The sequence below is a fragment of the Actinomycetospora chibensis genome (assembly GCF_028737215.1).
Taxonomy (GTDB): domain Bacteria; phylum Actinomycetota; class Actinomycetes; order Mycobacteriales; family Pseudonocardiaceae; genus Actinomycetospora; species Actinomycetospora chibensis.
Genome location: NZ_JAQZAM010000013.1, coordinates 182,974 through 204,435, shown reverse-complemented (window position 1 = coordinate 204,435; position 21,462 = coordinate 182,974). Strand labels below are relative to the sequence as shown.

The 21,462-nt window shown below is 75.4% G+C and carries 19 protein-coding genes; 17 read left to right on the top strand and 2 right to left on the bottom strand.

Going from position 1 to position 21,462, the window contains the following annotated elements:
- Positions 1–11 precede the first annotated feature (11 nt).
- The 8 genes from PH189_RS20720 to groL all read left to right on the top strand — a co-directional run bounded on the left by PH189_RS20720 (position 12) and on the right by groL (position 7,740).
- On the top strand, positions 12–1,475 hold the full coding sequence (locus tag PH189_RS20720; protein ID WP_274190724.1) for an NAD(P)H-hydrate dehydratase: 1,464 nt from the start codon (positions 12–14) through the stop codon (positions 1,473–1,475).
- Complete coding sequence (gene alr, locus PH189_RS20715; protein WP_274190723.1) at positions 1,472–2,653, top strand: alanine racemase; 1,182 nt, start codon at positions 1,472–1,474, stop codon at positions 2,651–2,653. Before PH189_RS20720 ends, alr begins: the two co-directional genes overlap by 4 nt.
- Positions 2,650–3,846, top strand: coding sequence for an alpha/beta fold hydrolase (locus PH189_RS20710; RefSeq protein ID WP_274190722.1), 1,197 nt, complete (start codon positions 2,650–2,652; stop codon positions 3,844–3,846). The genes alr and PH189_RS20710 overlap by 4 nt, the downstream gene beginning before the upstream one ends.
- Positions 3,843–4,397 carry a tRNA (adenosine(37)-N6)-threonylcarbamoyltransferase complex ATPase subunit type 1 TsaE gene (locus PH189_RS20705; protein WP_378014985.1) on the top strand — a complete coding sequence of 185 codons (555 nt, stop codon included), beginning with the start codon at positions 3,843–3,845 and terminating at the stop codon, positions 4,395–4,397. Before PH189_RS20710 ends, PH189_RS20705 begins: the two co-directional genes overlap by 4 nt.
- Positions 4,398–4,407: 10 nt before the next feature.
- Positions 4,408–5,070 (top strand): tRNA (adenosine(37)-N6)-threonylcarbamoyltransferase complex dimerization subunit type 1 TsaB, encoded by a 663-nt coding sequence (gene tsaB / locus PH189_RS20700; RefSeq protein WP_274190721.1) that lies wholly within the window; start codon positions 4,408–4,410, stop codon positions 5,068–5,070.
- Complete coding sequence (gene rimI / locus PH189_RS20695) at positions 5,067–5,573, top strand: ribosomal protein S18-alanine N-acetyltransferase (RefSeq protein WP_274190720.1); 507 nt, start codon at positions 5,067–5,069, stop codon at positions 5,571–5,573. Before tsaB ends, rimI begins: the two co-directional genes overlap by 4 nt.
- Before the next feature lie 130 nt (positions 5,574–5,703).
- On the top strand, positions 5,704–6,015 hold the full coding sequence (gene groES / locus PH189_RS20690; RefSeq protein ID WP_274190719.1) for a co-chaperone GroES: 312 nt from the start codon (positions 5,704–5,706) through the stop codon (positions 6,013–6,015).
- 93 nt (positions 6,016–6,108) lie between these two features.
- Complete coding sequence (gene groL / locus PH189_RS20685; protein ID WP_274190718.1) at positions 6,109–7,740, top strand: chaperonin GroEL; 1,632 nt, start codon at positions 6,109–6,111, stop codon at positions 7,738–7,740.
- Positions 7,741–7,817: 77 nt separating this feature from the next.
- Here groL and PH189_RS20680 read toward each other — a convergent pair whose 3' ends face one another.
- Complete coding sequence (locus PH189_RS20680; protein ID WP_274190717.1) at positions 7,818–8,114, bottom strand: WhiB family transcriptional regulator; 297 nt, start codon at positions 8,112–8,114, stop codon at positions 7,818–7,820.
- A gap of 627 nt (positions 8,115–8,741) precedes the next feature.
- Between PH189_RS20680 and PH189_RS20675 the strand changes: the two genes are divergently transcribed.
- From PH189_RS20675 to PH189_RS20665, 3 genes are all read left to right on the top strand, one after another.
- Positions 8,742–9,338 carry a response regulator transcription factor gene (locus PH189_RS20675; RefSeq protein WP_116709579.1) on the top strand — a complete coding sequence of 199 codons (597 nt, stop codon included), beginning with the start codon at positions 8,742–8,744 and terminating at the stop codon, positions 9,336–9,338.
- A 323-nt stretch (positions 9,339–9,661) separates the two neighbouring features.
- On the top strand, positions 9,662–10,240 hold the full coding sequence (locus PH189_RS20670) for a sigma-70 family RNA polymerase sigma factor (protein ID WP_274190716.1): 579 nt from the start codon (positions 9,662–9,664) through the stop codon (positions 10,238–10,240).
- The gene (locus tag PH189_RS20665; RefSeq protein WP_274190715.1) at positions 10,241–11,137 is read left to right on the top strand and encodes an anti-sigma-D factor RsdA; all 897 of its coding nucleotides are present in this window, start codon (positions 10,241–10,243) and stop codon (positions 11,135–11,137) included.
- A gap of 68 nt (positions 11,138–11,205) precedes the next feature.
- Here PH189_RS20665 and PH189_RS20660 read toward each other — a convergent pair whose 3' ends face one another.
- The gene (locus PH189_RS20660; protein ID WP_274190714.1) at positions 11,206–11,595 is read right to left on the bottom strand and encodes a DUF5319 domain-containing protein; all 390 of its coding nucleotides are present in this window, start codon (positions 11,593–11,595) and stop codon (positions 11,206–11,208) included.
- Between the two features lie 83 nt (positions 11,596–11,678).
- Between PH189_RS20660 and guaB the strand changes: the two genes are divergently transcribed.
- From guaB to PH189_RS20630, 6 genes are all read left to right on the top strand, one after another.
- Entirely contained in the window at positions 11,679–13,184 is a 1,506-nt protein-coding gene (gene guaB / locus PH189_RS20655) for an IMP dehydrogenase (RefSeq protein ID WP_274190713.1), read from the top strand.
- A gap of 18 nt (positions 13,185–13,202) precedes the next feature.
- Entirely contained in the window at positions 13,203–14,342 is a 1,140-nt protein-coding gene (locus PH189_RS20650; RefSeq protein ID WP_274190712.1) for a GuaB3 family IMP dehydrogenase-related protein, read from the top strand.
- Between the two features lie 83 nt (positions 14,343–14,425).
- A complete protein-coding gene (locus PH189_RS20645) occupies positions 14,426–17,260 on the top strand; it encodes an ATP-binding protein (RefSeq protein ID WP_274190711.1) in 2,835 nt (944 codons plus the stop codon).
- A gap of 20 nt (positions 17,261–17,280) precedes the next feature.
- Positions 17,281–17,436, top strand: coding sequence for a hypothetical protein (locus PH189_RS20640; protein ID WP_274190710.1), 156 nt, complete (start codon positions 17,281–17,283; stop codon positions 17,434–17,436).
- On the top strand, positions 17,433–18,161 hold the full coding sequence (locus PH189_RS20635; RefSeq protein ID WP_274190709.1) for a hypothetical protein: 729 nt from the start codon (positions 17,433–17,435) through the stop codon (positions 18,159–18,161). Before PH189_RS20640 ends, PH189_RS20635 begins: the two co-directional genes overlap by 4 nt.
- Positions 18,158–21,439: a bifunctional cytochrome P450/NADPH--P450 reductase gene (locus PH189_RS20630; RefSeq protein WP_274190708.1), complete on the top strand. Its 3,282-nt coding sequence runs from the start codon at positions 18,158–18,160 to the stop codon at positions 21,437–21,439. Before PH189_RS20635 ends, PH189_RS20630 begins: the two co-directional genes overlap by 4 nt.
- The last annotated feature ends 23 nt before the right edge of the window (positions 21,440–21,462 follow it).

Below are 21,462 nucleotides of genomic sequence, written 5' to 3'. Positions count from 1 at the left end.
GAGGCAGCCAGGTGTACGGCGTCTGGACGCCCGAGCAGGTGGGTGCCGCCGAGGAGCCCGTGCTCGCGCGCACTCCCGAGGGCGCGCTGATGCGTCGGGCGGCGCACGGCGTCGCGCAGGTCGCGCTCGCCGAGCTCCGGCGCCGCACCGGCGGGGTCGCCGGGCGGCGGGTCGTCGTGCTCGTCGGCGCCGGCAACAACGGCGGCGACGGGCTCTGGGCCGGCGACGAGCTGCGCCGGCGCGGCGTCGCCGTCACCGCCGTGCTGCTGAGCCCGGACCGCGCGCACCCCGCGGGGCTCGCGGCCTTGCGGAAACAGCGCGGACGCATCGTCACCGACGTCGAGCACGGCGTCGTGGCCGTGGACCACGCCGACCTCGTCCTCGACGCGATCGTCGGCACCGGCGCTCGTGGGGGCCTGCGGCCCGAGGCGGCCACGCTGGTGGACGCCGCCCGCACGACGGACGTCCCGATCCTCGCCGTCGACACCCCCAGCGGCGTCGACCCGCTCACCGGCGTCCCGGGCGAGCACCACGTCCGCGCCGCCGCCACCGTGACGTTCGGGGCCCGCAAGCCCGTCCACGTGCTCGCCGCGCCCCTCTGCGGCCCCGTCACCCTGATCGACATCGGCCTCGGCCCCGAGCTCCCGCCCGCCCCGGTCGACGTGCTCGACGCGGCCGACGTCGGCGCGCGCTGGCCGGTGCCCGGGCCCGGCGACGACAAGTACAGCCAGGGCGTCGTCGGGATCGCCGCAGGCTCCCGGACCTACCCCGGCGCCGCCGTCCTCGCCTCCGGGGCCGCGGCGCTGTCCACCAGCGGCATGGTCCGGTACGCGGGCAGCGCCGCCGACGAGGTCCGCGCCGCGTGGCCCGAGATCGTCGCCACCGACACCGTCGGCGAGGCAGGGCGCGTGCAGGCGTGGGTCGTCGGCCCGGGCCTCGGCACCGACGACGCCGGCGCGCAGACCCTCGCCGACGTCCTCGACACCGGCCTGCCGGTGCTCGCCGACGCCGACGCGGTGACGCTGCTCGGCCAGCACGCCGGGCTGCGGGAGAAGGCCGCGGGCGCCCCGGTGCTGATCACCCCGCACGCCGGGGAGTTCGCCCGGGTCGCCGAGCTCACCGACGACCGCGTCGACTCCGCCCGGCGCGCGGCCGCCGACCTCGGGGTCACCCTGCTGCTCAAGGGCAACGCGACGGTCGTCGCGGCCCCCGACGGACGTGTGCTCGTGCACCCCGCGGGGAGTGCCTGGCTCGCCACCGCGGGCTCCGGCGACGTGCTCTCCGGGGTCGCCGGTGCCCTGCTCGCCGCCGGCCTCGAGCCCTGGTGGGCGGGCGGCTGCGCGGCGTTCGTGCACGCCAGGGCCGCCGACATCGGGGCGGGCGCGGACATCGGTCCCGGCTCGCCGGTTCCGGCGTCGCACGTCCAGGCCGCCCTGTCGACGGCGATCCGCCAGGTCCGGGAGGCACGCGGATGACCCCCCACGGAGCCGCGACGAACACCCGCCCCCGCGTCGAGGCCCACATCGACCTCGACGCCCTCGCCCACAACGTCGACCTGCTCGCCGGCCTCGCCCGGCGGTCCGGCGCCGCCACGATGGCCGTGGTCAAGGCCGACGGCTACGGCCACGGGGCGGTCGACGTCGCGCGCACCGCCCTCGCGAGCGGCGCCACCTGGCTCGGCGTCTGCACCCTCGGCGAGGCCGCCGAGCTGCGCGCCGCCGGCATCGACGCCCCGGTGCTCTCCTGGCTGCACCTGCCCGACGAGGACTTCGCGCCCGCGGTGGCCGACGGCGTCGACCTCGGGGTCTCGTCGCGCCCGGAACTCGACGGCGTCGTCGCCGGGGCGCGCCGCGCCGGCCGGCCCGCCCGCGTGCACCTCAAGATCGATACCGGGCTGAGCCGCAACGGCTGCCCGCCCGAGGCCTGGGGCGAGCTGCTCGACGCCACCGAGGACGCCCGGTCCGCGGGCGAGGTCGAGGTCGCCGCCGTCTGGTCGCACCTCGCGCACGCCGACGCCCCCGCCCACCCGACGATCGACGTCCAGGCGGCCCGCCTCGACGAGGCCTGGCGCACGGCGTCGGCGCGCCTCGGCGGGCCCGCCCCGTGGCGGCACCTGGCGAACTCCGCGGCCACGCTCACCCGCCCCGACCTGCACCTCGACCTCGTCCGGCCCGGCATCGCCGTCTACGGCCTCGACCCGCTCGAGGCTCCGGACCATCACGGGCTGCGTCCGGTCATGACGTTCCGCACCCGGGTCGCGCTGGTCAAACGGATCGCCGCCGGGGAAGGTGTCTCGTACGGTCACGAATGGGTCGCTCCCAGCGACCGGGTACTCGCACTGGTCCCCACGGGGTACGCCGACGGGGTGCCCCGACGGCTCGGAGGGACGATGACGGTGCAGCTGGCCGGTCGGCGCCGACCGGTCGTCGGGCGCGTGTGCATGGACCAGGTCGTGGTCGACCTGGGTCCGGCCGCCGACGCCGCAGACGCGGCCGTCGCCCCGGGCGACGAGGTCGTCCTCTTCGGCCCCGGCGACGCGGGCGAGCCGACGGCCGCCGAGTGGGCGCGCTGGCTCGACACCATCCACTACGAGGTCGTCACGGGCGTCGGCTGCCGTCCCCGCGTCACCCGGACCTCCGGGTCCCGCCCATGAGCGACGACGGACGCCACGACCACCGCGTCTCCCCGGGCGGCGTCGCGGGGGCCGTGGCCGGCGCGGTGCTGGGCGGCGCCGCCGCGGCGGGTGCGGTCGGGGCCGGCCGGGCCCGCAACCGCATCCTGCGCCAGCGGGCGCGCCTCTCCGAGGAGGAGCAGGCCCACCCCTCGAAGCTCGGCATGCTCCCGCCGGGCCGCGAGTCGTCCGTCGCCGCGGACGACGGTGTGCGGCTCTCGGTGGAGGAGGTCGACCCGGTCACCCCGGGCGCGAAGGCCGAGCTGACCGTCGTGCTCGTCCACGGGTTCGCCCTCGACCGCAAGTGCTGGCACTTCCAGCGCCGGATGCTCTCCGAGCTCACCGAGCCCGCGGTACGCACCGTGCTCTACGACCAGCGACGCCACGGCCGCTCCGGCCAGGCGAGCGCGCGCTCGTGCACGATCGCCCAGCTCGGCGCCGATCTCGACGCGATCCTGCGCTCCGTCGTCCCCGAGGGCCCGATCGTGCTGGTGGGGCACTCCATGGGCGGCATGACGATCATGGCACTGGCCGAGCGCCACCCGAAGCTGTTCACGGAACGCGTCGCCGGCGTGGCACTGGTCTGCACCTCGGCGGGCGACGTCATGGCCGGCGGGCTCAAGCAGGCCGTGCTGTCGCACCGCAACCCGACGGTCAACGTGCTGGGGCGGGTGGCGCACTGGCAGCCCGCCTTCGCCGACCGCGTGCGGCGGGCCGCCGGCAACGTCATCTGGGCGTTCGTGCAGGGCCTGTCGTTCGGTGACCGCTCCACCGACCCGGCGCTGGTGAACCTGGTCGACCGGACGATCGCCTCCACCCCGCTCGACGCGCTCACCTCGTTCGCCAACACCCTGTCCACGCACAACCGCCGCGCGGCGCTCGCGGGGCTCTCCCAGTGCGAGGTGCTGGTCGCGGGCGGGACTCTGGACCGGATGATCCCGTACGAGCACTCCGAGCTGATCGCCGCGGAGATGCCGCACGCCGAGCTCCTGCCCCTCGAGGGCGCCGGGCACATGGCGATGCTCGAGCAGCCCGGCGAGTTCGACGCCGCCCTGCTCGAGCTCCTGCGCCGCTGCACCCACCGCACCCAGGTCCTGCGCCGCCTGCGCCCCGGCCGCGCCGCGTCGGACGACCGGCCGCGCCGGGGACTGCGACGACCGCGGCGACGGGCGTGACCCGGCCGGGAGCCGTGGGGGCGGGGCGGCGCGTCGTGCTGCCCACCGCGGCGGACACGACGGCCCTCGGGCACGAGCTGGGCACGCGCCTGCAGCCCGGCGACCTCGTCGTGCTCGCGGGCCCGCTCGGGGCCGGCAAGACGTGCCTCGCCGCCGGCATCGGCGAGGGCCTCGGCGTCGAGGGCCCGGTGACGTCCCCGACCTTCGTCATCGCCCGCGAGCACCCGCCGCTGCCCGCCGCCCTGGGCGGCCGCGGGGTCGTGCTCGTCCACGTCGACGCCTACCGGCTCGGGGTCGGGACGAGCGGCGACCCGGACCCCCGCGACGTCGCCGCCCAGATCGACGACCTCGACCTCGACACCGACCTCACCCGTGCCGCCGTGGTGATCGAGTGGGGCGAGGGCGTCGCCGAGCACCTCGCCGCCGAGCACCTGACGGTCCGGCTGGACCGCACCGGGACGCCCGACGGGGCGGGTGGGGATCTCGACTGCAGGCTCGCCGTGCTCGAGGGCCCCGCCCGCCTCGTCGGCGGCGGGGACCCCGGCTCGTAGGGTCTCGGGCGTGCTCGTCCTGGCTCTCGACACCGCCACCGCCCGCATCACCGCGGGTGTGGTCGAGCTGGGTCCGGACGGACCCCCCGTCACCCTCGCCGCCCGCGACGGAGTCGGCGCCCGGGCTCACGCCGAGCTCCTCGCCCCCGCGGTCCGCGACGCGCTGGCCGAGGCCGGACGCACCCGCCGCGAGCTGGACGCCGTCGTCGTCGGACTCGGCCCCGGGCCGTTCACGGGCCTGCGCGTCGGGCTCGTCACCGCGGCGGCGATGGGCGACGCGCTCGGCATCCCGGTGCACGGCGTCGGCACCCACGACGCGATGGCCGCGGGCCTGCCGGGACGGATCCTGGTCGTCACCGACGCCCGCCGCCGCGAGGTCTACTGGAGCCTCGTGGTCGACGGGGTCCGTACCCACGGCCCCGAGGTCGTGGCGCCCGCCGTGCTCGCCGAGCGCCTGGAGGCCGACCTCGGACCGGTGGACCGGGTCGTGGGCGACGCGGCACACCAGCTCGGCGCCGGGGGCGAGGTGCCCGGCCCCACGCCCTCCGGACTGGTCGCCGTCGCCGCGGCCGCCCTGCGCGCGGGAACGCCGCCCGCTCCACTGTCGCCGCTCTACCTGCGCCGCCCCGACGCGATCCCGCCCGGCGCGCCGAAGACCGTCACGCGCGCATGACCAGCACCGACGTCGTCGTCGACGCCCTGACCCCCGACGACGCCGACCGGTGCGCGCAGCTCGAGGCCGTCCTGTTCCCCGGCGACGACCCGTGGAGCGCGCGGGCGTTCCGCGACGAGCTCCGCGCCGGCCACGTCTACCTCGCCGCCCGCAGCGCGGGGGAGCTCGTCGGCTACGGCGGCATCGCCCTGCTCCCGGCGCGGCTCGGGCAGCAGGCCGAGGCCGAGATCCACACGATCGGGGTGGACCCCGGCCACCAGGGACGCGGCATCGGGCGCGCCGTGCTCGACGGCCTGCTCGCCGCCGCCGACCGGATCGGTGCGACCACGTACCTGGAGGTGCGCACCGACAACGGGGCCGCGCAGCACCTCTACCGCGTCACGGGGTTCGAGATCGTCGGCACCCGCCGCCGCTACTACTCCTCGGGTGCGGACGCGCACACGATGAAGCGGCCGCCCGGCGGCGAACCGGCCGGCGACCCGCCCAGGTCAGACCCTCGTTGATGACCTGGCACTCTCGGGGATAGAGTGCCAGCAGCACGGCGTCGGAGCCGCCCCGGCACCCGCGACGACGGGACGGACCGCCGGCGCCGTGGAGATCGTTTCCGGCGTATACCGCTCCGACCCCAGACAGGTGGAGGTCACCGACGTGGCCAGCGTGAACATCAAGCCGCTCGAGGACAAGCTCGTGGTGCAGGCCAGCGAGGCCGAGACCACGACCGCGTCCGGCATCGTCATCCCGGACACGGCCAAGGAGAAGCCCCAGGAGGGCAAGGTCCTGGCCGTGGGCCCGGGCCGCGTGGACGACAACGGGAACCGCATCCCGCTCGACGTCGCGGTGGGTGACGTCGTCGTGTTCTCGAAGTACGGCGGCACCGAGATCAAGTACAACGGCGAGGACTACCTGATCCTCTCCTCGCGCGACGTGCTGGCGGTCGTCAACTAACGACGCCGCTCCACAGAGCACAGCGATGCCGCCCCGGTGGCCCCGGACGGGGTGACCGGGGCGGCGTCGTCTCGCGTCACGAAAGGTAGGTCAGTGCCCAAGCAGATCACGTTCGACGAGACCGCCCGCCGCGCCCTGGAGCGCGGCGTCGACCAGCTGGCCGGTGCGGTCGTGGTGACCCTCGGACCGCGGGGGCGCCACGTCGTGCTGGAGAAGAAGTTCGGTGGTCCGACGATCACCAACGACGGCGTCACCATCGCCCGCGAGATCGAGCTCGAGGACCCCTTCGAGAACCTCGGTGCGCAGCTGGCGAAGAATGTCGCCACCAAGACCAACGACGTCGCCGGCGACGGCACCACGACGGCCACGGTCCTCGCCCAGGCGCTGGTCGCCGAGGGCCTGCGCAACCTCGCCGCGGGCGCCAACCCCACCGCGCTCGGGGCCGGCATGGTCGCCGCCACCGAGAAGATCACCGAGGTGCTGCGCTCGCGCGCCACCCCGGTCGACGGCCGTCAGGGCATCGCCGCCGTCGGCGCGGTCGCGTCCCGCGACCAGACGATCGGCGACCTCATCGGCGAGGCCATGGAGAAGGTCGGCGAGGACGGCGTCATCACCGTCGAGGAGGCCTCGACGCTCGCGACCGAGCTCGAGGTCACCGAGGGTCTCCAGTTCGACAAGGGCTACATCTCGCCCTACTTCGTCACCGACAACGACTCCATGGAGGCGGTGCTCGAGGACGCTCAGGTCCTGCTGCACCGCGACAAGATCAGCGCCATCCAGGACCTCCTCCCGCTGCTGGAGAAGGTCGTCGAGGCGGGCAAGCCGCTGCTGATCGTCGCCGAGGACGTCGAGGCCGAGGCGCTCTCGACGCTCGTGGTGAACTCGATCCGCAAGACGGTGAAGGTCGCCGCGGTCAAGGCGCCGTTCTTCGGCGACCGCCGCAAGGCGTTCATGGACGACCTCGCCGCCGCGCTCGGCGCGACGGTGGTCAACCCCGAGACCGGCACCAAGCTGGCCGACGCCGGTCCCGAGGTGCTCGGCAGCGTGCGCCGCGCGGTGATCACCAAGGACACCACCACCTTCGTCGAGGGTGGCGGCTCCAAGGACGCCGTCGACGCCCGCGTCGCCCAGATCCGGCGGGAGATCGACGAGACCGACTCCGACTGGGACCGCGAGAAGCTCCACGAGCGGCTGGCGAAGCTCTCCGGCGGCGTCGCGGTCATCAAGGTCGGCGCGGCCACCGAGACCGAGATGAAGGAGCGCAAGCACCGCATCGAGGACGCGATCGCCGCCACGCGCGCGGCGGTCGAGGAGGGCATCGTCCCCGGCGGCGGCAGCGCGCTGCTGCACGCCTCGGCCGAGCTCGCCGACGGCCTCGGCCGCACCGGCGACGAGGCCACGGGCGTGGCCCTGGTGCGCCGGGCGCTCTCGGCGCCGCTGCGGGCCATCGCCCGCAACGCGGGGCTCGAGGGCTCGGTCGTCGCCGCGCGCGTCGCCGAGGCGGGCTGGGGCACCGGCTACGACGCCGCGGCCGGCACCTACGGCGACCTCATGGCGACCGGGATCATCGACCCGGTCAAGGTGACGCGCTCCGCGCTGGAGAACGCCACCTCCATCGCGCGCATGGTCCTGACCACGGAGAGTGCCGTGGTGGACAAGCCCGTGGACGAGGAGCCCGCCGCCGCGGGCGGTGGCCACGGCCACGGTCACGGGCACGGCCACTGACAGACCTGCACGAAGCACGACGGGCCCCACCGCAGCCGCGGTGGGGCCCGTCGTGTGTGCGGGGGTCGGGAAGCGGCTCAGCCGCTCGTGAGACGGCGCGGGCGCCCGGTGGCGACCGCGACCCGCTCGGATTCCGACATGCCGCCCCAGATGCCATAGGGCTCGCCGGCGGCGATGGCGTGCCGACGGCACGGCTCGACCACCGGACAGTCGCGGCAGACCGCCTTCGCCCGGCGCTCCCGGTGCGCGCGGGCGGGGCCGCGCTCACCGTCGGGGTGGAAGAAGAACGCGCTGTCCATGCCTCGGCAGGACCCGAGTCGCTGCCAGTCCCAGATGTCGGCATTGGGTCCCGGAAGCCGGCGGACGTCCGCCATGAGCCACCTCCTACGCGAGGACCCGTGGGTCCGGCTGCTCCGCGCGTCCGCACGGGGGTCGGTGTGGTCCGCCTCCGTGCGGTCGCGCTTCCGGTGGCCGTCACTGACCGTGCCCACGACGGCGCGGACCGCGACCACCGACGGGGACCCTATGGCGGTTGCGCGCGACCGGACAAGAGCTTGCGACGTGCGCCATCCCTCACGTCGAACGGTCGCCTACATGCAGGGGTGCTTGCCGAACCGGCTCCGATCCGTGATCATCCTCCGCACGCGGAGTACACGGGAGGTCGCCGGACGGTCGTATTCGGTGGATCTCCGGTCGTCACCGTAAGGTCGCTGGGACGTTGGACAGGGGGAGGGTCGTCACGCTCCTCCGGTCGTCGTACCGGGCGGAGTCGGGAGGCCGTGGTGGCCCTCGGCCCCATCGAGGCGTGGACTGCCCTGCGCCCGTCGTGAGGAGAGCGCATGGACCGGCACGTCGAGCGGGGACTCGACCGCGGACGCGAGCCGGGGCCGACGCGGCCCGGCGAAAAGAGCGCCGACGGCGGGTCAAGCTCGTCGCTCCGGGTGCCGATGGGGGAGAGTGCTCGCTCATCGGCTGCTGCGTCCGTGCAGAAAGGAGCTCCCGTGACCACGGTTCTGATCTGCGACGATCGTCGCAGCGTCCGTGAAGGCCTCACGAGGGTGATGTCCGCGGTCCCGGGGGTCCACCGCATCGACTGCGTCGCCCACGGCGACGAGCTGCTCACGCGGTTCTCGCGGCAGACCGTCGACGTCGTGCTCGTCGGCACCCAGCGCGCGGTGCCCACGGGTGTCGAGGCCACGCGCCGCCTGGTGGCCGCCCACCCGCAGGCCAACGTCATCGTCTTCGGTGCTCCCGACGACTCCGGCAGCATCGCCGCCGCGATCGCCGGCGGTGCCCGCGGCTACCTGCGCTGGGACGCCTCGCGCCCCGAGCTCGTCGCCGCGCTCGCCCACACGCTCGCGAGCACCTCGGTGCCCGCCCCGCGCACCCCGGCCGACTCCGGCGTCCAGCTCACCGAGCGGGAGCTGCAGGTCCTGCGCGGCATGGCCCAGGGCAAGAGCAACGGCCAGATCGGCCGCGAGCTCTACCTCTCCGAGGACACCGTGAAGACCCACGCCCGCCGCCTGTTCCGCAAGCTGGGCGTTCGTGACCGTGCGCAGGCCGTGGCGCACGGCTTCCGACGGGGCCTGGTCTCCTGACCGCTTACCGGAACGACGGCCGTTCGGGGGGTGCCGGCGACGTGACCCGAGGGACGCACGCCGACGACGTCCCGACGCCGGTGTTCGGGATCCCTCGCGCGGTGCACCGCGCGGCGGATCGGTGGCGTGGCCCGGATCGGGCGAACGTCGCACCTCCTGCTTCCTGGGCCGCGCAGGGCCCGCCGACCGCCCGCTACGCTGATCCGACCAACCCGTCGACCGGTCACCTCACCTCGGCCGGACCGTCGGACCGTCCGGCGGTGGAGCCGACGCCGATGCGCCCGGTGCCACCGCCCCGCGTAACACCGGGGCCACGCGCAGCGATGAGCGAAGTAGGGAACGACCTCGAGGGTCTGGTGGCCGCCGCCAACGACGGCGACCGTTCGGCTCTCAACCGCGTTCTCGCGATCATCCGGCCGCTGGTCGTGCGGTACTGCCGCGCGCGCATCGGCCGGCAGGAACGGTCGGCGGTCTCCGCCGACGACGTGGCCCAGGAGGTGTGTCTCGCCGTGCTGACAGCGCTGCCGGGCTACCGCGACCAGGGTCGCCCGTTCCTCGCGTTCGTCTACGGCATCGCCGCCCACAAGGTGGTCGACGCCCACCGTTCGGTCGCCCGCAGCCGCTCCGAGCCGGTGGAGGAGCTCCCCGAGGAGCTCGATCCCCGGGACGGCCCCGAGCAGCGTGCACTGAACGGCGCGTTGTCCGTCCAGATGGGTCAACTGCTCGACACGCTTCCCCCCAAACAGAGGGAAATCCTCGTGTTGCGTGTCGTCGTTGGATTGTCGGCGGAGGAGACCGCGGAAGCGGTCGAATCCACTCCCGGCGCTGTGCGGGTGGCACAGCACCGGGCCCTGTCGAAGCTGCGGACCGCCGTGTCCGCGATCTCGGAAGAGGTGAGTTGAGTGGGCGGCCACCGGGCGTCGGGCGGGTCGGAGGGCGACCTCGTCGACGGCCCCGTCGACCTCGCAGCGGTCCGGGCGGACGACGCCCTGATCGACGCGCTCGCCGGCGGTGCCGGCGGAGGGGCTGACGGCTACGGATTCGGCGGCTCCGACGACGACGACCGCCTCGCGGCGATCCTCGCCGCGTGGCGGGCGGACATCGAGGCCGACCCGATGCCGGAGCTCGTGTCCCTGGACGAGGCGGCCGAGGCCGTCGCCGCCGGGCACGAGTCGCGCGACCGGTTGCGCTCGCGCGGCCGACGACGCATGCCGTTCGCGATCGCCGCGGTGGCGGCTGCCGTCGCCTGTGCCGGGCTGACGGTCGCGGTCCACGGCGCGATGCCGGGCGACACGCTCTGGGGCGTCTCCAAGGTCTTCTTCGCCGAGCGCGCGCAGGGTGTCGAGCGCGTCGAGGAGGTCCGCACCCGCATCGAGGCCGCCAACGGCGCCCTGGCGCGGGGCGACACCGCGGCGGCCCGCAACGAGCTGGCCCAGGCCAACATCGCCATCCCGCAGGTCGCCCCCGAGCAGCGGGCCCCGCTGGTCCAGGAGCGCGACCGGGTTCAGAGCTCGATCGAGTCCGACCCCTCGCCCTCGTCCCGCGAGCCCGCCGGCTCCGAGCCGAGCACGGCGCCGTCGTCGGGCGCAGGGCAGCAGACCGCGGACGACCCCGCGAGCCCGAGCCCGGAGGCCCCGGCCGCGGCGACACCGGAGGAGTCGGCACCGACCCAGTCGGAGCCCCAGGAAGTGCCGGCGACCCCGCAGGACGGCGACGACGCCCCGCCCCCGCCGCCGCCCGGCGGGACGACCACCAACGGGATGTCCTCCAGCCCCGGTGCGACGACCACGACGGGCTGACCCACTCCGAACGCCGAACGGCCCGGCCCCCGCGAGGGGACCGGGCCGTTCGTGCGTGAGGAGGAGGGCTACTCCGCGAGCGTCGCGTCCGCGAACCCGCGGCAGTACTCCCAGGTGACGTAGGACGCCGGGTCCGGGTCGAACGGGGGCTCGTGCGGACGCATGTGGCCCTCGTCGAGGAGCTGCTGGAGGCTCGCCCGCAGGAGGTCCCAGTCGTGGTAGTGCTGCTCGGAGCAGTCCTCGCAGTCGACCACGACGCCACGGACGCCGCGGGGCGCCAGCAGGGCCTCGAACACGGCGAGGTCGCCGAGGTCGGCCACCACCTCGTCGCGCTCGGCGTCGTCGAGGGGCGCGTCGTCGGCGGCGTCGGCGTCCGGCCCCCCGAGCGCGCGGGCGGGGTCCGCGGGATCTCCCGCGAACGGATCGGGCGGCAACGCTTCGTACGGCACGACCAGCAATTTACCCGTCTCGCGGCGAGCGTCACGCGGCGGCGGTCCGCACGCCCGGGGGACCGGTCGGCGGCGCGACTACGATTGACCGCATGGTGTTGACCGAGCCCGGGTTGCCCGAGAAGTTCGCGTTGCTCGGCCTGACCTTCGACGACGTCATGCTCCTGCCGGCCGAGTCCGACGTGGTGCCCTCCGAGGCCGACACGTCCGCGCGGCTGACCCGCCGGGTCACCCTGCGCGTCCCGCTCGTGAGCTCGGCGATGGACACCGTCACCGAGTCGCGGATGGCCATCGCGATGGCCCGCCAGGGCGGCATGGGCGTGCTCCACCGCAATCTGCCGGCGGAGGCGCAGGCGGCGCAGGTCGAGGTCGTCAAACGGTCCGAGGCCGGCATGGTCACCGACCCGGTGACCTGCTCGCCCGAGGACACCCTCGCCGAGGTCGACGCGCTGTGCGCCAAGTTCCGCATCTCGGGGCTGCCGGTCGTCGACGGGTCCGGCCGGCTGGTCGGCATCATCACCAACCGCGACATGCGCTTCGAGGTCGACCACTCGCGTCGCGTGCGCGAGGTCATGACCTCCGAGGACCTCGTCACCGCGCAGGTGGGCGTGACGGCCGAGGCCGCGCTCGGCCTGCTGCGCCGACGCAAGATCGAGAAGCTCCCGCTCGTCGACGGCGCCGGGATCCTGCGCGGGCTGATCACGGTCAAGGACTTCGTCAAGACCGAGCAGTACCCGATGGCCACGAAGGACCCCGACGGCCGCCTGCTCTGCGGCGCGGCGGTGGGTGTCGGCGACGACGCCTGGTCGCGCTCCATGGCCCTGGTCGACGCCGGCGTGGACGTCCTGGTCGTCGACACCGCGCACGGGCACTCCCGCGCGGTCACGGCGATGGTCGCGAAGCTCAAGCAGGAGCTCGGCGAGCGCGTCGAGGTCGTCGGCGGCAACGTCGCCACCCGGGCGGGCGCCCAGGCGCTGGTCGACGCGGGCGCGGACGCCATCAAGGTCGGCGTCGGGCCGGGCTCGATCTGCACCACGCGCGTCATCGCCGGGGTCGGCGTCCCGCAGATCACCGCGATCCACGAGGCCGCGGCGGCCGCGTCGCCGGCCGGTGTCCCGGTCATCGGCGACGGCGGGCTGCAGTCCTCCGGCGACATCGCGAAGGCGCTCGCCTCCGGCGCGAGCACGGTGATGCTCGGGTCGCTGCTGGCCGGCACCGCGGAGACGCCGGGCGACCTCGTCCTGCTGGACGGCAAGCAGTTCAAGACCTACCGCGGGATGGGGTCGCTGGGGGCGATGCAGACCCGCGGTCGGCAGGGCTCCTACTCCAAGGACCGCTACTTCCAGGACGACGTCCTCTCCGACGACAAGCTGGTGCCCGAAGGCGTGGAGGGGCGCGTACCCTTCCGGGGGCCGCTGGCCCAGGTGGCCCACCAGCTCGTCGGCGGACTGCGGGCGGCCATGGGCTACACGGGCTCGCGGACCACGGAGGAGCTGCAGCGGGCGCACATGGTGCGCATCACCGCCGCCGGGCTCGCCGAGTCGCACCCGCACCACGTCACCATGACCGCCGAGGCGCCGAACTACGGCGCGCGCTAGCCAGGAAGGACCTCCCGCGTGCGCGAGCAGGTCGAGATCGGTCGGGGCCGCAGCGCCCAGCGCAGCTACGTGTTCGACGATCTCGACATCGTCCCGTCCCGCCGGACGCGCTCGTCGTCGGCGGTGTCGACGGCCTGGCAGCTCGACGCGTACCGCTTCGAGCTCCCGCTGCTGACGCACCCGACGGACGCCGTGGTCTCCCCGGCCACCGCCGCCGAGGTCGGACGGCTCGGGGGCCTCGGCGTCCTCAACGCCGAGGGCCTGTGGGCCCGGCACGCCGAGGCGGAGAAGGCGCTGGCCGAGGTGGTCGCCCGCGCCGCCACCGACCCCGCGGACGCCGTCGCCGAGCTGCAGCGCCTGCACGCCGCGCCGGTGCAGCCCGCGCTGCTCACCGAGGCGCTCGAGCGGATCCGGGGCGGCGGCGCCACCGTCGCGGCGCGGGTGAGCCCGCAGCACGCCCGGGAGCTCACGCCGACCCTGCTGGCCGCAGGTGTCGAGGTGCTCGTCGTGCAGGGGACGATCATCTCGGCCGAGCACGTCGGGGGCGAGGACGACGGCACCCCCGAGGGTCCGCTCGACCTCGAGGACTTCATCGACGGGCTCGACATCCCCGTCGTCGCGGGCGGGGTCGCCGACTACCGCACCGCCATGCACCTCATGCGCACCGGCGCCGCCGGCGTCATCGTCGGCTACGGGCAGAGTGCGGCCACGTCGACCGACGCCGTGCTGGGCATCGGGGTGCCGATGGCCACCGCGCTCGTCGAGACGGCCGCCGCACGGCGCGACTACCTCGACGAGACCGGCGGGCGCTACGTCCACGTCGTCGCCGACGGCGGCATGGGCACGTCCGGCGACATGGCGAAGGCCATCGCCTGCGGGGCGGACGCGGTGATGCTCGGCGAGCAGCTCGCCGCGGCCGAGGAGGCCCCGGGCGCGGGCTGGTACTGGACGGCGTCGGCCGCGCACCCGTCGCTGCCCCGCAGCGGGATCACCCGTGTGCCCACCGTCGCACCCGACCTGGCGACCGTCCTCACCGGACCCGCCCGCTCCGGCGCGGGCACGATGAACCTCTTCGGCGCCCTGCGTCGCGCGATGGCCAAGACCGGTTACTCCGACCTCAAGGAGTTCCAGCGCGTGGGGCTGTCCGTGCGCCGCTGACCTGCGATCACGCAGGGCGATCACCCGGTCTCCCGCGGAAGTGGGCCTGGACAGGAAACGACGGGTGCGCTCAGGTCGCCCTCATGAGCGCGCACTCCGGGGGGTCGTGGCCACGGCGTGCGGCGTCGGCTCCCGTGTTCGTCGGGCGCCGCGGCCCGCTGGCGCTCATCGATGAGGCCTGGGACGACGCGTGCGCCGGGCGACCGGGGGTCGTGTGGGTGGAGGGCGAGGCCGGCGCCGGCAAGAGCGCGGTGCTCGCGCGCGCCGTCGCCGGGCGTCGGGCGTCCGCCGTCCTCACCGCCACCGGCGACGCCGCGGAGGTCGGGCTCGCGCACGGGCTGCTCGACCAGCTCCTGACGGATCTCCCACCGGCCCTGCTGGACCGCTTCCCGCTGCTTCGCCCCGACCGCGACCCGCGGGCCGACCCGCTGGCCGTGGGCGCCGACCTGCTCGGTGCGCTGGGCGCCCTGCCGGACGACCGGCCCGGGGAGGACCCGGTGCTGCTGGTGCTCGACGACCTGCAGTGGGCCGACCCGGCCTCGGTGCGGGTCCTGGTGTTCACGCTGCGACGGCTGCGCCACGACCGGGTCCTCGTGCTGGCCGGCGTGCGGGTGGCCGGGACCGGGCCCGGCGCGCGGGAACCGGGCCCCGCCGACGCCTGGTGGGAGCGCCTCCCGGCCGCGGGTCGGGCGATCCGCCGCGTGCGCCTCGAGGGTCTCGAGCCCGCGGAGCTCTCCGAGCTCGCCGCCGCCGTCGGTCGTCCGCTGGGGGCCACCGGCGCCGCCGAGCGGCTGTGGCGCCACACCCGGGGCCACCCGCTGCACGCGCGGGCGCTGCTGGAGGAACTGCCGCCCGAGGTGCTCGCGGGCAGCGCCGACGCGCTGCCGGCGCCGCGCAGCCTCGCGTCGGTCGTGCTCGTGCGCCTCGCCCGTGCGGCGCCGGCGACCGAGGCGCTGGTGGTCGCGACGTCGGTGCTCGGCGAGAGCGCCCCGCTCACGCTCGCCGCCGCCGTCGCGGGCCTCGACGACCCCGCTGCCGCCCTCGACGAGGCGGTGGGGATGGGCCTGCTCGAGGAGCTCCCCGGCGGGCCGACGGTCCGGATCGGGTTCGTGCACCCCCTCGTGCGGGCCGCGATCCGTGGGGACCTGCCGCCGATGCGGCGCCGCGCGCTGCACGCGGCGTCGGCCGGTCTCCTCTCGGGACGCGCCGCCCTCGACCACCGGGTCGCGGCGGCCGCCGGCCCGGATCCGGAGCTCGCCGCCGAGCTCGAGGACCTGGTCGCCGAGCCGGGCGCGGCCCTCGCCGGCTCCGAGGCGGCCGACCTCCTGCGCGCGGCTTCCGATCTCAGCACCGACGCGGACGACCGCGAGCGCCGGCTGCTCGCGGCGGTGTCCCGGCTGCTCGCGGACGGCGAGGTCGCGCGGGCCGTGGCCCTCGAGGGCGCGGTCGAGGGCTGCCGGCCGGGGCCCTGGCGCACCGCGGTGCTCGGCCAGCTGGCGCTCGTCACCGGACGGTTCGGCGTGGCCCACGAGCGCCTGGAGGCGGCGCTGGCGACGGGCGATCCGGGCGCGGGACGGCCGGGCGACCGGGCGCGCTCCGGCGCCGCGGCCCACCTCGCGGTGCTGCATCTCCTGCGCGGCGACCCGGCGCGGGCGATCGAGTCCGCCGGCGTCGCGCTCGCCCACCCCGCCCGCGGTGACGACGTCCGCCTCCCGGCGGGGCTGGCGCTGATCGTGGGGCTCGCGGTCGCAGGACGCGGCGACGACGCCCGGGCGATCCTCGACGGCGCCGGGGGCGACGACGGGCGCGGACCGCCGGTCGACGCGCTGACCCTGCGGGGGATGCTCGCGACGCTCGGCGGCGACGACGCGACGGCGTCGCTGCACCTCGACGAGGCGGTCCACCGCGCGCGGGCGGGTGAGCCGGTGCGCGCACTGGCCCTCGCCCTGGCCTTCCGCCCGGCGGTCGCGGACCGGATCGGGGTCACCGAGGGCGTGGTCGAGGGCTTCGAGCTGGCGATCACGCTCGCCCGCGACGGGGGAACGGCGCTGCCCGGCGCGCTCGCGCACGCGTTCGCGGCGGAGGCGCTGGCGATCCGGGGACGCGGGGACGAGGCGCGGACCCACCTCGCGGCGGCGGCGGCGCACGGCCCGCACTGGTGGGGCGTCGACCTGTGCACGTCGGTCGCGGGGGCGGTGCTCGCGGAGGTCGAGGACGATCCCCACGGGGTGCTGCGGGCGCTCGCGCCGGCGCAGGAGCCTGCGGTGCGAGCGGCGGCCGACGGCCTCGGGGTGCTCGCCCCGCGGGTGCTCGAGGCCGAGGCGCTGCTGTCCCTGGGCCGGGTCGACGAGGCCGCGGCGGCGCTCGACGCCCTTGCCCCGCGGGCGACCGGCCGGTACGCCGTCGACGTCGCGCGGCTGCGGGTCCGGCTCGGGGCCGCCCGGCGCTCGGTGGCCGAGGCGGGCGTCGCCGACGTGGTCGCCCCGCACGCGGTGGCCCGCCTGGAGACCGAGATCGGGCGCCGCCTGCTCGCGGCCGGCGAGCGCCGGGCCGGCGTCGACCTCCTGCGCACCGCCCGCGACACCCTCGCCCGCCTCGGTGCCGCGCCGTGGTGTGCCCGCGCCGAGGAGCTGCTGCACGCGGCCGGGCTCACGCCGGCGCCGACCAGCAGCGATCCCGGCGCGCTCGGGCTGACCCCGCACGAGGAGGCCGTCGTCGCCCTCGTCGCGCGGGGGCTCACGAACCGCGAGGTCGGGAGCGACCTCTACATCACCCCGCGCACCGTCGCGTACCACCTCAGCAACGTCTACGCGAAGCTCGGCGTGACATCCCGGCGCGAGCTGCGCTCGCGACTGGAAACCCGACTGGAAGGTCCGGCCGGGGCGTCCGTCCCCTCCTCGCCGCACGCTCGACGCTGACGAGCGGAGAGGAGGCCGGCATGCAGCTGACCGTCGATCTCCTCCGCACCCCCGACGGGCGCCTGGAGGGCACCGTGATCACCGAGACCGGCCGGGAGCAGGCGTTCTCCGGCACGCTCGACCTGCTGCGGGTCCTGGAGGACCTGCAGGCCGAGCCCGTGCAGGACGAGCGGTGAAACCCGCGACGCCGCGGCTCGCCGCGGTGATGGGTCTCGTCTTCTCGGGCCTGTTCGTCGCCGCCCTCGTGGTGGTGAACGGCGTGCCGCACCTCGGCGCCCCCGACGCCGCGTACGGGACGTTCTACGACGGGGCCGGCAACACCGTCGTCACCGCCGTGGCCCTCTACCTCGTGCCGCTGGCCGGGATCGCGTTCCTCTGGTTCGTCGTCGCCCTGCGCTCCGTGCTCGACTCGCTGGAGCCGGCGCCCTCGGCCATGGCGAACGGCCTCAACCTGCTGTCCGGGGTCCTGTTCGTCGCCCTGCTCTTCGCGGGCACGGCCGCCCTCGCGACGCCGGTGCTCGTGACGACCATCGGCGGCGGTCCGCCGCTGTCTCCCGAGGCCGCGCGCGCCCTGTCCGGGCTCGGCTACGGCCTGGTCTTCGTGTTCTCCGTGCGCGGTGCCGGCATGTTCGCGCTGACCACGACGACGCTGCTGCGCAGCGCGGGCGTCATGCCCCGCGGCGCGGCGATCGCCGGCTACGTGCTCGCGACCTGGCTGCTGATCACGGCGACCGACCACCCCGCGAGCCTGCTCGTGCTGCCGGCCTGGGTGGTCATCGTCGCGGTCGTGCTCCTGCGCCACGACCGCCGCGGCCGCCTCGAACAGCCGGCCGCGAGCGCGCCCGGATCCGCGGCGCCCACCACCGTCACCCCCGTGCCCACCCCGAGGAGCGAGCCATGACCACCCCGGCGTCGACGACGGCAGCCACGACCACCGCTGGGCAGCCCGCCGCCTCCCGCCCGCTCTCCGACATCCCGGGCCCGAAGCCGCTGCCCGTCGTCGGCAACATGCGCGACGTCGACACGCATCGGCTGATCCAGAGCATCATGGAGCTGGCCGACGAGTACGGCACGATCTTCCAGCTGCACACGCCCGGCGGGACGACGTACGTCGTCTCCGGTCTCGAGATGGTGCAGGACCTGTGCGACGACAGCCGCTTCGACAAGCTCGTCGGCACCGGCCAGCGCGAGATCCGCAAGACCCACACCAGCGCCGGTCTCTTCACCGCGGACACCGCCGACCCGCTGTGGAAGTCCGCGCACGACATCCTGCTGCCGAGTTTCTCGACCTGGGCGATGAAGGGCTACCTCGACCCGATGGTCGATATCGCCCAGCAGCTGATGCTCAAGTGGGAGCGGCTCAACCCCGGCGAGCCGATCGACGTCGCGGGCGACATGACCCGTCTGACGCTCGACACCATCGCGCTGTGCGGCTTCGGCTACCGCTTCAACTCCTTCTACCGCGACACCCAGCACCCGTTCGTCGAGGCGATGATGGAGTCGCTCTCCGAGAGCCTCAAGCGCCAGCAGATGCTCCCGATCCAGGTCAAGGTCCGTCGGGGCGCCCAGCAGCGGTTCCTGGCGAACGCGAAGTACATGGACGACACGATCGACACGATCGTCAAGGAGCGGCGCGCCTCCGGCGATCCGGGCACCGACCTGCTCGGACACATGCTGGTCGGCACCGACAAGCAGGGGAACACGCTGCCCGACCACAACATCGTGGCGCAGTGCGGCACCTTCCTGATCGCCGGCCACGAGACGACGAGCGGGCTCCTCTCGTTCGCGATCGCCTTCCTGCTCAAGAACCCCGATGTCGTGGCGCGCGCCCAGGAGGAGGTCGACCGCGTGCTGGGCACCGACCCCAGCGCCGCGCCGACCGTGGCGCAGATCGGCCGGCTCGGCTACGTGCGCCAGATCCTCGACGAGACGTTGCGGCTCTGGCCGACCGCGCCCGCGTTCACGCGCCAGGCGAGGACCCCGGGTGAGACCGTCGGCGGGTACGGCCCGTTCGACCCGGGCACGGGGATCGTCGCCCTGACCCCGATGCTGCACCGGTTGCCGGAGGTCTGGGGCACCGACGCGCGGGAGTTCAACCCCGACCACATGGCCCCGGAGCGCCTCGACGCGCTGCCGCCCAACGCCTACCGGCCGTTCGGCTCGGGCCAGCGGGCGTGCATCGGGCGGCAGTTCGCGCTGCAGGAAGCGGTCCTCGTGCTCGGCATGGTCCTCCAGCGCTTCGAGCTCGTCGACCACGCGAACTACCAGCTGAAGATCAAGGAGTCGCTGACCATCAAGCCCGACGGGCTCACGATCACCGTGCGGCCCCGGGTGGGCCGGACGTGGGGGTCGGCAGAGCGGCCCGTCGTCAGCATCCCCGAGCCGCGGGCGGCGTCCCTCCCGGTCGCCTCCCCGGATCGTCACGGCACCCCGCTGCTCGTGCTGTTCGGCTCGAACCTGGGCGCCGCCGAGGACCTCGCCACCCGCATCGCCCGCGACGCGAGCGACCGCGGCTACACCGCACGTACCGCCGCGCTGGACGAGGCCGTGGGCGAGCTGCCGACCGACGGTGCGGTGGTCGTCGTGACCTCGTCGTACAACGGGGAGCCGCCGGACAACGCGGGGAAGTTCTGCGCCTGGCTGGACGGAGCGGCGTCGTCGGCCGCAGGCGTGAAGTACACGGTCTTCGGGTGCGGCAACCGCGACTGGGCCGCGACGTACCAGGCCGTGCCCATGCGCGTCGACCGCGGGCTCGAGGCCCGCGGCGCGACCCGCGTGTACCCGCGCGGCGAGGGTGACGCCCGCGGCGACTTCGACGCGCAGTTCGAGGACTGGTACGCCGGGCTGTGGGACGGCCTCGGTGCCGCCCTGGGCCTGGACGCCTCGACGACGGCGACGGCCGACGGCGGACCGCGGCTGTCCGTGACGCTCGAGCAGCGGCGCACCGCGAGCCCCGTCCTGCAGTCCTATCGCGCGCAGGCGGCCACGGTGCGGGTGAACCGCGAGCTCACGGCCCGCGCCGGCACGCCGGGCGGCCGCTCGGTGCGCCACCTCGAGATCGCGCTGCCCGCCGGTGCCACCTACGCGACCGGCGACCACCTCGGGGTGCTGCCCCGCAACCCGATGGGGCTGGTCAACCGCGTCATCACCCGCTTCGGGCTCGACGGGGGCCAGTTCGTCACCGTCACGGCGTCCGGCAGCGCGCCGACCCACCTCCCCGTCGGCGAGCCCTACCCGCTGCTCGGCATCCTCGCGGGCTGCGTCGAGCTGCAGGACGTGGCGAGCCGCGCGGGCCTCACGGCGATGGCAGCGGCGATGCCCGAGGGCCCGGCGCGCGACGAGCTCGCGGGCCTGGCGGCGAGCGACGACGACGCGAAGGCGCGCTACCGGGAGCAGATCGCCAAGCCCCGGCGCACGCTGCTCGAGCTGCTCGAGGCCCACCCGGAGTGCGACCTGCCGTTCGCGACGTTCCTCGACCTGCTGCCCCCGCTGCGCCCGCGGTTCTACTCGATCTCGTCGGCGCCCCAGACGTCGTCGGAGGTCGCGCTGACCGTCGGGGTGCTCGAGGGCCCGGCGCGGGCGGGCGACGGCGTGACATTCCGGGGCGTGTGCTCCGGGCACCTGGGTGACGTCCCCGAGGGCGGCACGGTGTTCACGTTCGTCCGCTCGCCGAGCATCAGCTTCCGGCCCCCGGAGAACCCGCACGTCCCGATGATCATGGTGGGCGCGGGGACGGGGATGGCCCCGTTCCGCGGGTTCCTCCAGGAGCGCGAATCGCTCCGGGCGCGCGGCGTCCCGATCGCACGCTCGCTGCTGTTCCTCGGCTGCCGCGACCCCGAGGACGATCTGCTCTACGCCGACGAGCTCGCGGCCTACGAGAAGGCGGGCGTGGCCACGCTGTTCCCGGCGTACTCGCGGGTGCCGGGCTCGCCGTACCGCTACGTCCAGCACGCACTCGAGGGCGCGGCCGACGAGGTGTGGGCGGCGATGCAGTCCGACGCCGTCGTCTACGTGTGCGGCAACGCCTCGACCATGGCGCCGGGGGTGCGCGCGGCCCTGGTCGCGGTGTTCCGCGCGAAGACCGGCGCGGGCGAGGCCGACGGCGAGGCCTGGCTCGCGGGCCTGCGGGCGTCGGGCCGGTACCTCGAGGACATCTGGGGCGAGACCGCGGTGGTGTAGGCGCGGGGTGCCACGGCGGGCCC

Bases quoted from the DNA above. Each gene is read 5' to 3' on its own strand.
- PH189_RS20680 (WP_274190717.1), bottom strand. From the start codon at position 8,114: ATGGCGGACGTCCGCCGGCTTCCGGGACCCAATGCCGACATCTGGGAC.
- PH189_RS20645 (WP_274190711.1), top strand. From the start codon at position 14,426: ATGAGCGCGCACTCCGGGGGGTCGTGGCCACGGCGTGCGGCGTCGGCT.
- rimI (WP_274190720.1), top strand. From the start codon at position 5,067: ATGACCAGCACCGACGTCGTCGTCGACGCCCTGACCCCCGACGACGCC.
- PH189_RS20670 (WP_274190716.1), top strand. From the start codon at position 9,662: ATGAGCGAAGTAGGGAACGACCTCGAGGGTCTGGTGGCCGCCGCCAAC.
- PH189_RS20630 (WP_274190708.1), top strand. From the start codon at position 18,158: ATGACCACCCCGGCGTCGACGACGGCAGCCACGACCACCGCTGGGCAG.
- PH189_RS20640 (WP_274190710.1), top strand. From the start codon at position 17,281: ATGCAGCTGACCGTCGATCTCCTCCGCACCCCCGACGGGCGCCTGGAG.
- alr (WP_274190723.1), top strand. From the start codon at position 1,472: ATGACCCCCCACGGAGCCGCGACGAACACCCGCCCCCGCGTCGAGGCC.
- PH189_RS20710 (WP_274190722.1), top strand. From the start codon at position 2,650: ATGAGCGACGACGGACGCCACGACCACCGCGTCTCCCCGGGCGGCGTC.
- guaB (WP_274190713.1), top strand. From the start codon at position 11,679: ATGGTGTTGACCGAGCCCGGGTTGCCCGAGAAGTTCGCGTTGCTCGGC.